The sequence below is a fragment of the Ravibacter arvi genome, assembly GCF_039540405.1.
Taxonomy (GTDB): domain Bacteria; phylum Bacteroidota; class Bacteroidia; order Cytophagales; family Spirosomataceae; genus Ravibacter; species Ravibacter arvi.
The window spans coordinates 128,668-144,065 of sequence record NZ_BAABEY010000012.1 but is presented as its reverse complement, the minus strand read 5'-3'; the positions used below and the strand labels follow the sequence as shown (position 1 = coordinate 144,065).

The 15,398-nt window shown below is 50.7% G+C and carries 10 protein-coding genes; all 10 read left to right on the top strand.

Annotated features, from left to right (window positions below; all coding sequences use genetic code 11):
- Positions 1 to 153: 153 nt before the first annotated feature.
- The 10 genes from ABD852_RS06415 to ABD852_RS06370 all read left to right on the top strand — a co-directional run bounded on the left by ABD852_RS06415 (position 154) and on the right by ABD852_RS06370 (position 15,384).
- Positions 154 to 1,140 carry a FecR family protein gene (locus ABD852_RS06415; protein WP_345027359.1) on the top strand — a complete coding sequence of 329 codons (987 nt, stop codon included), beginning with the start codon at positions 154 to 156 and terminating at the stop codon, positions 1,138 to 1,140.
- A gap of 143 nt (positions 1,141 to 1,283) precedes the next feature.
- Positions 1,284 to 4,715 carry a SusC/RagA family TonB-linked outer membrane protein gene (locus ABD852_RS06410; RefSeq protein WP_345027355.1) on the top strand — a complete coding sequence of 1,144 codons (3,432 nt, stop codon included), beginning with the start codon at positions 1,284 to 1,286 and terminating at the stop codon, positions 4,713 to 4,715.
- 12 nt (positions 4,716 to 4,727) lie between these two features.
- Positions 4,728 to 6,263 (top strand): RagB/SusD family nutrient uptake outer membrane protein, encoded by a 1,536-nt coding sequence (locus tag ABD852_RS06405; protein ID WP_345027354.1) that lies wholly within the window; start codon positions 4,728 to 4,730, stop codon positions 6,261 to 6,263.
- A gap of 114 nt (positions 6,264 to 6,377) precedes the next feature.
- Positions 6,378 to 9,359, top strand: coding sequence for a hypothetical protein (locus ABD852_RS06400; RefSeq protein ID WP_345027351.1), 2,982 nt, complete (start codon positions 6,378 to 6,380; stop codon positions 9,357 to 9,359).
- 163 nt (positions 9,360 to 9,522) lie between these two features.
- Entirely contained in the window at positions 9,523 to 10,695 is a 1,173-nt protein-coding gene (locus ABD852_RS06395; RefSeq protein ID WP_345027348.1) for a M24 family metallopeptidase, read from the top strand.
- A complete protein-coding gene (locus ABD852_RS06390; RefSeq protein WP_345027345.1) occupies positions 10,695 to 11,603 on the top strand; it encodes a polysaccharide deacetylase family protein in 909 nt (302 codons plus the stop codon). The genes ABD852_RS06395 and ABD852_RS06390 overlap by 1 nt, the downstream gene beginning before the upstream one ends.
- A 7-nt stretch (positions 11,604 to 11,610) precedes the next feature.
- A complete protein-coding gene (gene rhaM / locus ABD852_RS06385; RefSeq protein WP_345027342.1) occupies positions 11,611 to 11,931 on the top strand; it encodes an L-rhamnose mutarotase in 321 nt (106 codons plus the stop codon).
- Positions 11,931 to 12,893, top strand: coding sequence for a hypothetical protein (locus ABD852_RS06380; RefSeq protein WP_345027339.1), 963 nt, complete (start codon positions 11,931 to 11,933; stop codon positions 12,891 to 12,893). The genes rhaM and ABD852_RS06380 overlap by 1 nt, the downstream gene beginning before the upstream one ends.
- A gap of 17 nt (positions 12,894 to 12,910) precedes the next feature.
- Positions 12,911 to 13,951, top strand: a complete 1,041-nt coding sequence (locus ABD852_RS06375) for an L-rhamnose/proton symporter RhaT (protein ID WP_345027337.1) — start codon at positions 12,911 to 12,913, stop codon at positions 13,949 to 13,951.
- Between the two features lie 122 nt (positions 13,952 to 14,073).
- On the top strand, positions 14,074 to 15,384 hold the full coding sequence (locus tag ABD852_RS06370; RefSeq protein ID WP_345027335.1) for a Gfo/Idh/MocA family protein: 1,311 nt from the start codon (positions 14,074 to 14,076) through the stop codon (positions 15,382 to 15,384).
- Positions 15,385 to 15,398 lie beyond the last annotated feature (14 nt).

The window sequence follows — 15,398 nt, the reverse complement described above, 5'->3', positions numbered from 1 at the left end:
TCAAAAAAAAAGTTACTGCGGAGTGGGCGCTTCCGGATTTTTCGGAACTGGTATAATAAAGGGCATGTTTCATGCCTTCCGAAACCTTTTAAACTTACCGGCCAGTCGGCTCAGGGACATTTCCGGCCGGCATCCGGATAAATGGCCTGAGCTATGGACAGGGAATTTTTTACGGATTTACTGAAGCGGTACGCAAACGGGGAGGCTACGGCTGAGGAAATTCGGTTCCTGGAAGCATATTACAAGAGCTTCGAATTGAAACCGGATGCTACTGACGGGTTGACGAAGCGTGAGCTGGAGGAGCTGGCGCTGAAGATCAGAAAGGGCATTTCGCCTGCAAAAGAGATTCCGTCCGGTCTAAACCGTCGCCATTTGTGGAGGAACTGGCCCCGCTTCGTGGCTGCTGCTGCGGTAGTGCTGGTTTGCGGGATGCTCATTTTCCATTACCAGGCAAATGATCGGGACAGGTCTGCCGTCACGGAAGCCGTTGATAGAAAGCTTCCTGCCAAGACAAATAATCTTATCCAATTGCCGGACGGCAGTATGGCGATTCTCGCTCCCGGGAGTTCACTCGAATACCCGGACAGTTTTGAAGGCGCAGACAGGCGTGAAGTTGTACTGAAGGGAGAAGCCTATTTTGATGTTGAGCACATGCCTCATCAGCCTTTCGTCGTTCTGTCCGGAGCACTGAAAACTACGGTTCTGGGCACCACTTTTAATGTAAAAGCATTTCCCGGAAGTGAAAGTATAACGGTTACCGTTATCTCCGGGAAGGTGCAGGTAGGTAATGAAAAGGAAACGTTCGCGGTGCTGCTCCCGGATGAGGAGATGGTTTACCATATTCCCGAAGCCAAAAAAGCGATCAGAACCGTGGAATCCGGAGGGATGGCAGGCTGGTTGCAGGAGGATCTGTACTGTGACGACATCACAGTAGAGCAGGCAGCTGTTCTTATCGAACAACGTTACGGAGTGGTGGTAGAAGTGCAGGACTCCGCGCTCCGGTCACGGCGATTCACCACTACATTTACCAGGAACGAAACATTGGAGAGTGTGCTGAACAGCCTTGCCATGTTTAACGATGCTGTTTACAGCATAGATACCGCGAAGGAGAAAGTCACTTTATCGCTTAAACCCCTATGAAAATGAATACTTCCTAAAAAAAAGATACTGCCTCGCGGGATGTATTGGCGTACAGGCCGTTTGACAGTATCAAACCCCTTTTCAGGGGTGTCGCAGTAACATTTATGCTGAGCAGCATCTATTACCTTAAACCTACCAAATGTATGCAAAAATTTGTATATGCCGGATATGGCATGTCCGGCTATTCGGGCCCGCCTTCCCGGCGCACATTAAAAAAGATTATGCGAATTTCGTTATTCGTCTTCCTGGGAATGCTTATCACCGCGCAATGGTTGGGAGCTTCGTCACTCAACGGGCAAAACCTCGAGGCAGTAAAAGTTTCGCTTCCGATGAAAAATGAATCGCTGATTCACGCTTTTCAAAGGATAGAAAAGCAAAGTCCTTTCCGGTTTATGTACCGGAAAGAAGACGTGCGGCATGTGAAAGGGGTCTCGCATAGCGGAGCGCCCACGTCACTTGATGAGTTGTTGCGTGAACTTTTGACGCCAAACGGGTTGTCGTTCAAGCAGGTAGGGCAGCGGATTATGGTGATGCCGGGAACGGGGAGCACAGATGTCAGAACCGACCGGGACGCTGAAAATACGGTTGCTTTGCCCCCGTTAAAAGGTAAAGTGAAAGATGAAAACGGCGATGGACTACCGGGCGTAAGTATCCTGGTAAAGGGGTCGCAACACGGTACGATTACCGATGGCGATGGAAACTTCAGCCTGAATATACCCGAAGGTGATGTGGTGCTTGTGTTTTCTTTCGTCGGGTATGCAACCCAGGAGCAGGTGGCGGGGAACAATTCCGTACTTGAGGTCACGATGAAAGTGGATGAAAAGAGCCTCGAGGAAGTAGTCGTTGTAGGATATGGTACCCAGAAGCGGGAATTGGTAACAGGCGCCGTCAGTTCGGTAAGTGCAAAGGATCTCAAGAATATGCCTACCGGCCAGGTAGGACAGCAGCTGCAGGGGCGGATGCCGGGCGTTCGTGTAAACCAGTCGACGGGTACGCCCGGCGAAGGAATGTCTTTCCGTATCAGGGGACAGGCTTCCATTGGCGCTGGAAATGCGCCGCTCGTTGTAATTGATGGTTTTCCGTCCAGCACCGGCCTTGAATCGATCAACCCTGCCGATATCGAATCGATCTCGGTTCTGAAGGATGCTGCGTCTACCTCTCTCTATGGTTCCAGGGCAGCGAACGGAGTATTTTTGGTTACGACCAAACAGGGAAAAAGCGGTGCAACCGAAGTGGAATTCAGCGCGTGGGCAGGAATTCAGAATGTTCCACAAAGGGGGCGTCCCAACGTGATGAATGCCCGGGAATTTGCCCAGTATAAAAATGAATGGTACAGTGATCAGGGACTGGAAGTCCCGGAACGCTACCGGAACCCCTCTCAATACGGACCTAATGACGGTACCGACTGGTTTGATGTACTGTTGAACCATAATGCGCCCACACAAAACTACCAGTTGTCGATTTCGAACGGCAGCGACAAGGTGAGTACTTCCATATCGGCAGGCTATAACAAGCAGGAAGGGGTGATGCTAAACACTTTTGCGGAAAGATTTACTGCGCGGGCCAACAATCTCTTCAGGGTTTCTCCGAAACTGACCTTCGGCCTGAATCTGGCCTCGTCTTACCGGAATTCTCAGAATCTGGCAACGGACGGTACCTGGAGTATTATCTCCGGCGCCTATATTATGGATCCTACACTCTCTTACAAGAATGACGACGGGACTCTGCCGGTCGGGTATTCATCTCCGGGAATGTTTCCCAATCCCAACTGGTTCCGGGTCCTTACAGAGCGGGAAAATCCTCTTGTCAGGAAGAATTTTATCGTAAATGCATTTGGCGAGCTGGAGATCATAAAAGGATTGAAGTACAAACTGAAGGCAGATGCCGATATAGGCGATTCCAAATCCAGGTACTGGAGTCCATCTACTGCGCAGGGCGGTATGTTTACCGCGCCGCCTACGCCTGCGGCGGGTTCTTACAGCACTTCGGGGTATTCCAACTGGCAGGTTGAGAATACGCTGAACTACTTCAAAACAATCGGAGGCAATCACAATTTCGAAGCTCTGGCGGGCTATTCGGCCCAGAAAGTCAGGAGCGAGTCAAGTGCGATTAATGGTACCGAGTTCCCCGATGATGAGATTTCATGGATTACTGCCGCATCGGTCAGGAGGGGCGATGCATCGGTTACCGATTTCTCGGTATTGTCTGCTTTCGGACGTCTGAATTATGACTACAAAAACAGGTACCTGGTTTCTGTGGCCGTGCGGAGAGACGGTTCATCCAGGTTTGGCGATAATAAAAAGTACGGAACTTTTCCTTCTGTGTCAGCAGGATGGATTGTTTCAGGGGAGAACTTTATGAGGAAATTCGACAAAGTCGTCAGCTTTCTGAAAGTAAGGGCAAGCTACGGTGAAGTTGGAAATTACAATATCGGGAACTATACACATCTGAGTACTATTGGCAATTCGAACTATGCGTTTAACGATGTTTTGGCCGCAGGTAAAACGATCAGCAACCTGGGTAACCAGCTTTTGACCTGGGAGACAACCGTTCAGACCGACATCGGCCTTGACCTGGGTCTTTTTAATGACCGCATATTCCTTTTGTATGATTACTACCGGAAAAGAACCAATGGACTTTTGTATTCGGTTAACATTCCTCTCGCTTCAGGTTTCGGAAGCATCCAGTCCAATATCGGGGAGTTCGAGTTCTGGGGCCACGAGTTCGGCCTAGAAACCAGGAATCTCACAGGCGCGTTAAAATGGAATACCAACCTGGCGATCTCACTTGACCGCAATATGGTCAATAAATTGGGAACCGAAGATACGCCGATCGGCGGCTACCAGGAGAATGTGGATTTTGTCCGGACCGCGGTGGGGCATCCGATAGGGCAGTTTTACGGTTATGTTTACGACGGGGTTTTTATGAACCAGGAAGAACTTAACAGGGGGCCGCAGATCAGAAATTTCGGGGGATCTACCGTAGGGTCGGCAAGGTTGAAGGATATAAGCGGTCCTGACGGGGTACCCGACGGGTTTATAGATGCCGAATATGATAAGACATTTATCGGCAATCCCAATCCCAGGTTTAATTTCGGCTTTACCAACAGGCTTTCCTATGAGCGGTTTGATCTTGATGTTCATATGGTGGGCAGAGTGGGCGGAGATCTTTTCATGGGAGAACTGCTGTGGACGGAAAACCTCGACGGCGTATTCAACGTACGGCCCGAGGCAGCACAACGCTGGCGATCGCCCGAGAATCCCGGTAACGGAGATCTTCCCAAAACAAACTCTAACCCGCTTCACCGCTTTAACAACAGTCGTCACATTTTTGACGGTACTTACCTGTCGGTCCGGAATATCACGCTTGGCTATCGTTTCAACATTCCGGCGAACGGGGTGATCAAAGGGGCCAGGCTGTACCTCAATATGCAGAATGCGCTGATGCTGACCAAGTATCCGGGGATGAATCCGGAGGCAAGTGAAGCCGGGCTCAACGGACTCAACGAAGGCCGCGATTTCGGTCACTACCCTGTTCCGAGGATATTCACTGTAGGAGCGGATTTCAAATTCTAACCGATGACGAAAATGAAAAAGATATTATTCTGTACCTGGATCACCTTGTCGTTATCCGCATGTAATGAAGACTTTCTGAAGCTTTCTCCTGAAACTAACCTGACTTCTTCTACCTTCTATAAAACAGAATCGCATTTCGAGCTGGCTTTGGTGGGGGTATACACGCAGCTTAGAGGAACGGTTTCTCCCGGTCACTATATGGACGAAATGCGCTCCGACAATACTTTCTTTCGCTATTATGCGCCCAACAGGGGACCGGCCAACTGGGTAGAAGACATTATTCAATGGACAGACCAGTCGCAAACAACGGTGGTTAATAACCGTTACTACAGCGATTTTCAAGGAATTTCCAGGGCGAATACCATTCTCTCGCAGTTGCCAAAGGCGGATTTCAGCACCGAAGCGAAGAATAAGATTTCAGGAGAAACACGGTTTCTCCGGGCTTTCTTCTACTTCGACCTCGTTACACACTACGGCGGTGTTCCGCTATATCTCGAGCAGGTGACAGATGAATCGTCCGCCTATCAGAACCGGGCATCAGTGGAAGAGGTGTACCGGCAGATTATTAGCGACCTTGACCAGGCAGCCCCTCTTTTGCCGGTAGCTACTGTTTTTCCGCAAACCGGCCGGGCAACCAGGGGCGCGGCGATGATGCTGCTTGCCAAAGCCTATATGTCGATGCCGCAGCCCGACTATGCAAAATCAGAAAGCGCACTGCGGGAAGTTGTCGGGATGAACTACCAATTGCTTGACGACTATCTGGCCAACTTTGTTCCTTCAAATAAAAATAACCGGGAGTCTGTGTTTGATATCCAGTACATGGAAGGAGACGACGGACAGGAAAGCAGCTTTATTTACGAAATGCTCCCGAAGACTTCCAATACTTCGCTTGCCACCGGTATTGTAGTGAACAATGTGTCGCAGGGCGGCTGGAACGTGCCCAACGAAAATCTGATCGCCTCGTTTGAAAGCGGTGATAAACGTTTGAAAGCATCTGTAAAAGTGATTGAAGGTACGCTCAACGGGGGAAATTTGTATACCGATCCTATTACCTACCTGGCGATTCGTGAAGTAGGCAGCTATACCCCCGAGCCCGGAAAAGTATATTTCCCTTTTATTGCGAAGTTCCTGCACGGACCTTACGGAAAACCATTCAATACCGGTCAGAACTGGCCTGTGTTCAGGTATGCTGATGCGTTGCTTCTGCTTGCAGAGAACCTGGTGAAGCAGGGTAAAAGCAGTGAGGCGCTTCCCTATGTGAATGCCGTCAGAAAACGCGCCGGATTGGCGGATTTACAGAACGCTACCCGGGAGAATGTTCTTTTGGAAAGGCGCCATGAGCTCGCGTTCGAGAACCACCGCTGGACTGACCTGATCAGAAACGGAAAGGCAATTGAGACAATGACTGCCTATGGCGCCGAAATGAAAAAGAAATATGATTTTCTGCCGGCGGCAGCATTTACAATCACCGAGAGGAGACTGGTCTATGCGATTCCGTTCAGAGAAACACAGATTAATCCAGGCCTGACCCAAAACACAGGTTACTAAAAAACAGTCATAGCCGGAACAGTGCCCGGTGAGTGGTTTGCCGGCCTTATGCCGGGCATCCCTGAACCTACCAGGCAGCTGTTTCTGCAGACAGGGTTCTTAACAAAGGATTAGATGAGAGAATACATTCAATTTTTTTGGAAATCTAAATCAGTATGCCTGTTTTGGGTAAGCTGTGTTCTTCTTGGCAGCAGCGGTAATGTCGCCCCGGCTAACGTTGTGCTTGAAAATACCTTCTTCCGGTATGAGATAGCCGGGAATGGACGCAATGTCAGCTTCCTGGACAAGTCGGGCGGGAAGGACCTGCTGAAAGCGCAAAAAGCGTCTTTTTGCTCCGATGTTACAGTGAACGGAAAGGTGCTGCCGGTAAAGAGCGTCGAGCTGAAAGAGGGCCTGTTGGAGATGCGTTATTCCGGGGTCAACGGCAGCGTGGTGCTGGACGTGGCGGTAAAGCCCGACAGGATCTCGCTGAAGGTAGTGTCGGCACCGGAATTAACGGAATCATTGACGATTCTCAATGTACCGCTTTCTCTGGAAGCGCAGCCTTACGAGCCATTCGGAGCATGCGTGCTTTCGATGAATCTTTTTACGCACGTACGCCAGCTTCCACCTCTTCAGACGCACTTGTGGGCAAAGTGTTACCAGAAATTCGGTTTGAAAGGAGCGGAGGTTACACTCCTCGGTTTGCCGCAGAAAGACCTGCTGCCCGTCATAAGGGACGTAATGTCAAAAGCGGCGGACGTGCCCCCTTCACAGGCAGGCGGCGCCTGGGCTGCTGACGCGAAGGAGGGATATGGCTCTTACCTGATGAACTTCGGGACGCTTACCGAGGAAACTGCGGATGAATGGATTGAAACGTGTAAGTCGCTGGGATTTAACCAGATCGACAGCCACGGTGGAGCCGGTTTTTTTGACTTCGGAACGCTCGAACTCAATAAAGAAAAATGGCCGGAAGGATGGGATTCCTTTAAAAGGATTAATGCGAAACTACGCGAAAACGGAATCTCGCATATCTTTCACACCTATGCTTTTTTTATTGACAAGTCGACGCATTACGTTACGCCGGTACCTCACAAAGACCTCGGGTACGCCAGGACTTTCACTTTGGCGGAACCGGTTACGGAGACATCAGACGTGATAACCGTAAACGAGTCGACGGCGAATATTTCGACAATCACCGGGTTCCACACAGAAAATAGCGTGACACTCCGGCTTGGTGACGAACTGATAGAATTCAGCGAAGTAACCAGGACGCCCCCTTACCAGTTTAAAGGGTTGAAAAGGGGAGCGAACGGAACGCGTACCGCAACTCACGCCCAGGCAACCCGCGCCCTTCATATGAGTGAACGATTTGGAAGATTTGTGCCGGACCCGGATTCGGAGCTGTTCAGGCAGATTGCCGAAAAACACGCTTCTATCGTGAATGAATGCGGGTTCAAAGGGATTTACCTCGACGCTATTGATGGCGCCAATGTTTTGGGCGGAGAAGAGCACTTCTGGTACTATGGCACCAAATTCGTTTTCGAAATAGCGAAAAACCTGAAAAGCAGCGTGGGTATGGAAATGAGTTCTATGTCACACCACTGGTGGCACTATCGGTCGCGTTGGCAGGCCTGGGACCGAGCCGTAAGGGGATACAAACGATTTATTGACATTCACCTTGCTTCGGTTAAGAATCCAAGCCTTTTCCTGCCCGAAAAAATGAAATCAAACGAATGGGAACACGGCCTCTGGCGTGGGAACACGCCGCTGATCGACAAGTTTGCAGGAGTTAAAAACGGGCAAACGATGTTACCGCTGCATTTGGGGTGGTGGGGAAACCAAACCTGGGATCCACCACAAATAGAGCCCACCTTTCCTGATGACGTGGAGTACCTGGCGGTAAAAATGCTTTCAAATGATGCCGGTTACTCCCAACTTGGCGGAGTCGATGCCAAAACACTGAAGACCACGCCGCTTTTCAGCCAGGCCGCCGGAATCATACGCCGATATGAGAAATTGCGCCATCAGAAGTATTTCGATGAAAGCGTGCTGGCAAAGCTCCGGCAACCTGGGAAGGACTTTACCCTCGTGGGAAATGATGAGGACGGGTGGACTTTTAAACCCCGCAAATATGAAAAACATAAAGTGTTGGGCCATGACCACGAGTCAAAAGCCTGGAAGGTCGGCAACGATTTCCGGGCTCAGCCGCTGAAGGTCAGAATTGAGCCGCTGATGTCGGTCAAACCCTATGACGATGCGTCCGGTATTGTCCTGGCTGACTTTTCCACGCAAACGGAATTTTCGACCAGGCAGATTTCCGAAGGAGTTTCCGGCCGTATCGCTCCGGGTGGAGAGACGACCCGGAAACAGGAAAACACCCTGGCTTTTACAGCCCGCAACGCGGGACAAACTCCGCCGGACGCCGCTTACATCAATGCAGAAAAAACCTATCATAAGGGGCTGTCATTACGCGACAACAAGGGATTGGGGGTATGGATAAAAGGCGACGGCAACGGGCAGCTACTGAACCTGAGCCTGAGGAGCCCGGACCACATTTCACACGGCGCTCACGGCGACAGGTTTGTCAGGATCGATTTTAAAGGCTGGAAATATTTTGAGCTTGTTGAGATCGAATCATCTGCGATAAGCGACTATGTATGGCCGGATGACTCCCATTTTTATGTGTATGATTCCTATCGCCACACCATTGATTTTGCACAGATAGACAGGTTTCAGCTATGGTACAACAATCTCCCGGCGGGGAAAGAGGTACGTACGGTAATAGGCCCGGTAAAAGCCCTACCTCTGGTGGAGACGACTATTAAAAATCCGGCGGTCACAATAGGTGACAAAACGATAACTTTCCCGGTGGAGATGCAATCGGGGATGTACCTGGAATTTTATTCGGACGGAGATTGCAAGCTTTATGACGCAAAGGGGAATATTCTCAGCGAGGTAAAAATTGAAGGTGAAGTTCCGGTGCTGAATTCCGGCGTGAACGAACTTCGTTTCGGATGCGAGAGCAACCGGGAAGTGTCGCCGCGGGTACAAGTTACTGTTATTAGCGAAGGAAACCCTATGACCGATGTAAAAAACAAGAGTATATCCAGGTAGTTATCGTATTTAATCTTAAATTCTTAAACCTTAAATTCCAAACCTGAGGACTCAAACCACAAACCACAAACCTCAAACCTCAGGCCTCAAACCTCAAACCTCAAACCTCAAACCTCAAACCTCAAACCTCAAACCTTTTTACAACCTTTATACCGAACAATCAATGTCTTATTTGCCTCAAAGCGAAAGTGAAGTCCGTATTGCCAGTGTCAGACGGATCCTCGAAGAAAAAAACCTTGACCTTGCACTCGTTTATTACGACGAATTCAACATCGGGAATGGGTGGTATGTAACCGGCTGGTGCCCCCAGTTTGAAAGCGGCGCTGTATTGATTCCGCGCGAAGGAGAAGCGTTGATTCTTGGCGGGCCGGAAAGCGAGCCTTTCGCCAAGCTCGACAGTGCGATTAAAGAAACACGTAATTTTCCGGTATTTATGGTGCCGGACGAAGAATATCCTAACGCTGAGATTATCAATTTCTCCATCCTTTTCGAGGAGTTGAACCGAAGGCTCGGAGCAGTGAGAAGAGTGGGGCTCGTAGGGGCCGAGCGGATGCCTATGGGATGCTACCGCCAGATAGAAGAAGGTTTTTCTGACGTTACGCTGGTCGACATTACCAACGAGTACGTCTCTTTACGGTTTATCAAATCGGAGTGGGAGCGCGAGCAGATCCGTACGGCTTTCCGGCTGGCCGACCATGCCTACCAGGCGATGAAAGAAGTGGTGGCGCCGGGAATTTCGGAGATCCAGGTCGCGGCGGCGGGAGAATATGCGGTTCGTAGCCGCGGTGCAAACGGTTTCGGGTTCAGTACGATAATCGGAAGCGGCGCCCGTGCCAATGCAGTGGTTCCTACAGCGAGTAGTAAACTGTTGCAGGACGGTGAACTGGTGATGGTCGGAATATCACCGAAAGTGGCGGGTTATGCGGGCGTTGTAGGTGATACGCTTGCAGTAAACGGGGTTTACACCGAATCGCAGCAAGTGTGTATCAACCACCTTAAAAATGCCTTCCGGCTGGCTAAGGAACAGCTTATCCCGGGCAAAACCGGCCGCGAGATAGACGCCCCTACACGGGCGTACTTTACCGAGCATGGATTTTCACCCTACCTCGTTTGTCCTTTTGTACATACGATAGGCCTGCATGAAGCGGAATCGCCATTTTTCGGTCCGCATAGTGACGACGTGCTGACGGAGGGCATGATGGTTTGTATTGACATCAGTTTCTTCGGGCATCCGGAATACAACGGAGTTCGGATAGAAACGAGTTATGAAATAGGACCCGACGGCCCGATCCCTTTAAGCCCTTCGATGGACGCCCTTTTAGCCGGAGAAGCGTAATGAGCGACACAACTCTTTTTGACGTGGTGTTGGGCTTTGATATGGAAACCGACATCGGTTCTTACACGCCGTTCTACGAAGGCGTGCAATTCGGCACGCCGCCGATCCTGGACGTGCTTGACCGGCACGGCGTGAAAGCGACTTTCTACTGGACCGGTCATGCTGCCGAGAACAACCCCGATATGGTAAGAGAAGTGGCCGCCCGCGGACATGAAACAGGCTGTCACGGCCTGTTTCATGAAACCCTGGGCGACCCCATTTTCCCCTTGCCCAATAACTGGCCGATTCTGTCTTCAGAAGTGGAGGGAAGACTTGAAATCGCAACCCGGATAATTGAAGAGGTGCTTGGTGAGCGTCCGGTCAGCTTTCGGTGCCCGCGCCTTTGGGGAAGTACGCAAGTCATTAATACCCTCGAAAAGCTTGGGTACATTTCCGATGCGTCTTTTCCACTGTATTTTTTTGGCGAACCTTTTGTCCCCTACTTTCCTTCGAACGACGACTGGACAAAGCCGGGAGGAGCGAAACTGCTCGAAATTCCTAACTTTTGCGATCTTGAGATGCAGAGCAATGATCCCTATCAGCGGGATCGTGACCAATGGCCTTTGTTTCGCACAAAATCAGCAGACGTATTGATGGAAAAGACAACCGGGTTTATTGATTACGTGGCGGCAAGACAGCACCGACCGGTTGTTTGCTTTTATCTGCATCCCTGGGAGTTTTACCCAATGCCTCAGGGACTGATCGATTTCGGTGAATGCAGTGTGAAGCCGCTTCCGTTTATCGTCGAGAACTGCGGTCCGTACGCCATCGGGCAATTCGACCGTCTGTGCGATCTGTTAAAGCAGGCCGGAGGGCGCTTTGTGACAGCCGGAGATCTCGGACGGGAATATTTGAACCAATCAAACTGAAATGACAATGATCAGAAAAGCATATGTGATAAGGGCCAGGGAAGGAATGGAAGAGGAGTACGAAAAGCGGCATAATCCGATCTGGGGCGAGCTTGAAGAAGAAATAAAGCGCCACGGTGTGAGTAACTATTCGATCTTCCTGCACCCGGAGACCCGTTACCTGTTTTGTTATATGGAGATAGAAGACCCGGCTAAATTTGAGCTGCTTGGCGAATCTCCGGTATGCCATCGGTGGTGGAAGTACATGACGGAAGCACTGGAAGTGGCCTATCCCGGGGCGGAGAAAGGCTGGGAGGAAGAATTAAAGCAGGTATTCTTTCTTCAATAATGGGAGAGCGCGGAGAGTCAGTTGCCGCGGCAGACTTATTGAATAGGTTTGCCGCGGCCGGAAAGCGTGTTCACGTAGCAGGCGATCTGTCCAGAGGGGTCATCATCGGACTCGACCTGGAGGGTCGCCTCTATAGCGTGTATAACGGCCGGGTTTTGAATCGTGTTAACCCGGTGGCAATTTCCGGTGCAAGTGTAATGGAGACTTATCATAATCCTGGTGGAGATGGGCTTTGGCCGGCCCCTGAAGGGACCCGTTTGGGTTATTCTTATGCAACAGGCAGTTGGCGTGTACCCTCGGGAATACGCCATGCGCGTTTTCAGGTGATTGCCGAAGGCGCTGATCATGCTGTGGTTGCAAGTGAGGTGGATCTGATTAACAGCCAGGGGACAGGGATTCCCTTGCTGTTTGAGCGCGATGTTCGGGTGAAGGAAGAAACTGACGGTTTTACCGTATCGGTAGGAGAATCCATGACCTATCTGGGCTCGCGTACCCTTCAAAAGGGTACATTTTTGCTTTCCCCCTGGAGCCTCTGCCAGTTTGATTGCGGAGAAGGTTGCGAGGTAGTATTTGCGGCGGAAGAGCGCGATGTGTGGGATTTGTACGATGATCCCGATAGGGGGAACAGGTACTGGGAAGGCGGCATATGCCATGCGATTACCGATGGTACGCGTCGCTACCAGATAGGTTTGGGACCGGCGGTAGCTGCTATAGAATACCGTGATCCGCTGCGAAGGATGCGGGTGGTCCGTGATGCCGCGATACTTTCAGACGGCTTAGCTTACGCGGACATTCGTGATGCTGCCCCGGAAGTGCCGCCGTCAGAAAAAGGAGTGAGGTATAGCGTTTACAGTGATGCCGGTGGATTTATGGAAATCGAAGCGGCAGGAGGATGCCCGCAAGTGCTGGAGCCAGGAACAAAGCTGACTCAGTTCATAAATACCCGGTATATTTTTGAGTAATAGTGATTTATATAAATATGGAACAACTACTTGGAATTATCCTGCACACCATCGGAGGCTTCTCCTCGGCAAGCTTCTACGTGCCTACTTATAAAATCAAAAAATGGGCCTGGGAAACCTATTGGATCCTGCTGGGCTTCGTTGCCTGGATGATTATGCCCACGGTCGGAAACCTGATTGTGACTCAAAACGCGATGGATATCTATCGTTCCACAGCGGGAAGCGATTTGTTTTACACCTACCTGTTCGGAGCATTATGGGGTTTCGGCGGACTTTTCGCCGGGCTTGGGATTCGTTATATGGGGCTTGCCCTGGGACAGTCCGTCTCCCTGGGGGTTTGTTCGGTTGTAGGCACGCTCGTGCCTGCCATTATGAACAATAGCCTGGGCCGGCTGGTTTCAACCCAATCCGGTTGGATTATTACCGGTGGATTGGTAATCAGCATCGTCGGTATTGTCTGCTGCGGCGTTGCGGGACACCTTAAGGAGCAAACCGTAGGAAAGGGCAAAGTAGACGGGAACACTGAGTTCTCCCTGACAAAAGGACTTATTATTGCCACTATCGGCGGCATTATGAGCGCTTGTATGGCCATCGCGATTATGTTCGGCGAGCCTATAGCCAAAGCAGCCGTCGCGACCGGGACCGCGCCTATTTTTATGAATATCCCGATTTTTGCCATCGCACTGGCCGGAGGTTTTACCACCAATTTTATTTACGTAGCTATCCGGAGCAGGGGCCACAATTACCTGAGTAACCTGGGTAATACCAAATTGCCTGAATTTGGCAAAAATTACCTGCTGGCAATACTGGCCGGGGTAATGTGGTACCTCCAGTACTTTTTCTACGGAATGGGGTCCACCAAAATGATCGGGTATGAATTCGCGAGCTGGTGCATACACATGTCATCGATCGTTATTTTCAGTAACCTGTGGGGGCTCTGGCTGAAAGAATGGAAAGGAACCAGCCGCGCCACTATGGTCTACCTGGTGGTCGGTATCCTGCTCCTGATCATATCCATCCTGATGATTGGCTGGGGTAACTATGCCGTCGGGTTTTGATCTCCAACGGAACACCGGCGGATAAAATAACGGTTAGGCAGCCTGTTTATTGGTAGTTTTTTGATAAAGCGTTGCTATATTTAACGCTTTCCTAAACTTTATAATAAACCTGACGTTTTACAATGGATTTATTGAATTCCGAAAGCGCCGATACGCGGAGAGGCTTTCTGAAAAAAACCGGCGCAACTGTGCTGGGTACTGCATTGGCAGGAGTGAATACCTTTGCTTCGGGTATTCACCTGGGTCATAATGCCGACAAAGTGCTGAGAGTCGGGCTGATCGGATGCGGCGGGCGCGGCACCGGCGCGGCCATGCAAGCCCTGAAAGCAGACCCCGGCGTACATATCACCGCGCTCGGCGATGTTTTTGAAGATAAACTCAATGAATCGCTGGCCACACTCACTAAGGTTGGCGGTGACCGGGTGAAAGTGGACAAATCCAAACGTTTCATCGGCTTTGATGCCTACCAGAAAGTCATCGATTCGGGGGTTGACGTCGTATTGCTGGCAGCGCCGCCTTATGCGCGGCCTCATCACCTGGCAGCGGCAATCAAGGCCGGGAAGCACGCTTTCGCCGAAAAGCCGGTAGCGGTAGATGCGCCGGGTGTCAGGAGTATACTGGCGTCGGCCAAGCTTGCGAAAGAGAAAAATTTATCCCTTGTGAGCGGCTTTTGCTTCAGGTATGACGCCGCTAACCGGGAGACTTTCGGGCGGGTGCTGAAAGGTGACGTCGGAGAGATACGGAACGTCACTACTTACCGCTATGGCGGGGAGCTGTGGTCTTTCCCCCGGAAAGCCGGCTGGTCGGATATGGAGTACCAGCTTCGTAACTGGTACTATTATCACTGGCTTTCAGGCGATTTTATTACAGAAGTTACCGTTCATAGCCTTGATATGATGGCCTGGGCGCTCGGCGACCAGACACCCATCAAGGCAATTGGTGTCGGGGGTCGTCAAAAGCGTACCGATCCTTTGTTCGGTAATATTTACGACCATTTCGCGGTTGAATACGAGTATGCAAACGGCGTAAAGGGTTACAGTTTTTCAAGACAGCACCTGGGCTGCCCCGGAAGAAATACGGTCGAAGTATTTGGTTCGGACGGCAAAACCGACATCGCCATCTACAAGCACTACAAAATTTCCGGCAAAAACCAGTGGGAGTTCCAGGGAAAGCACAACGTCATGCACCAGGCCGAGCAGGATGAGTTTTTTGCCTCGATCAGAAGCGGGAAGCCTATTAACGACGGCACCTGGATGGCGCACAGTACCATGCTGGGTATCATGGGCCGTATGGCCGCCTATAGCGGACAAGAAATTGCCTGGGAGGACGCGATGAACTCGAACGTTTCAATTGGTCCCAAGTACGAAGACTATACCTGGGATTTGAAATGGCCGGTCTCGGAAGTACCGATCCCCGGTATTACCAAGGTATAGCCAAAAACCTTTCC

Excerpts from the sequence above, each read along its gene's own strand:
- ABD852_RS06395 (WP_345027348.1), top strand. The coding sequence starts at position 9,523 with ATGTCTTATTTGCCTCAAAGCGAAAGTGAAGTCCGTATTGCCAGTGTC.
- ABD852_RS06410 (WP_345027355.1), top strand. The coding sequence starts at position 1,284 with ATGCAAAAATTTGTATATGCCGGATATGGCATGTCCGGCTATTCGGGC.
- rhaM (WP_345027342.1), top strand. The coding sequence starts at position 11,611 with ATGATCAGAAAAGCATATGTGATAAGGGCCAGGGAAGGAATGGAAGAG.
- ABD852_RS06390 (WP_345027345.1), top strand. The coding sequence starts at position 10,695 with ATGAGCGACACAACTCTTTTTGACGTGGTGTTGGGCTTTGATATGGAA.
- ABD852_RS06415 (WP_345027359.1), top strand. The coding sequence starts at position 154 with ATGGACAGGGAATTTTTTACGGATTTACTGAAGCGGTACGCAAACGGG.
- ABD852_RS06405 (WP_345027354.1), top strand. The coding sequence starts at position 4,728 with ATGAAAAAGATATTATTCTGTACCTGGATCACCTTGTCGTTATCCGCA.
- ABD852_RS06375 (WP_345027337.1), top strand. The coding sequence starts at position 12,911 with ATGGAACAACTACTTGGAATTATCCTGCACACCATCGGAGGCTTCTCC.
- ABD852_RS06380 (WP_345027339.1), top strand. The coding sequence starts at position 11,931 with ATGGGAGAGCGCGGAGAGTCAGTTGCCGCGGCAGACTTATTGAATAGG.
- ABD852_RS06400 (WP_345027351.1), top strand. The coding sequence starts at position 6,378 with ATGAGAGAATACATTCAATTTTTTTGGAAATCTAAATCAGTATGCCTG.
- ABD852_RS06370 (WP_345027335.1), top strand. The coding sequence starts at position 14,074 with ATGGATTTATTGAATTCCGAAAGCGCCGATACGCGGAGAGGCTTTCTG.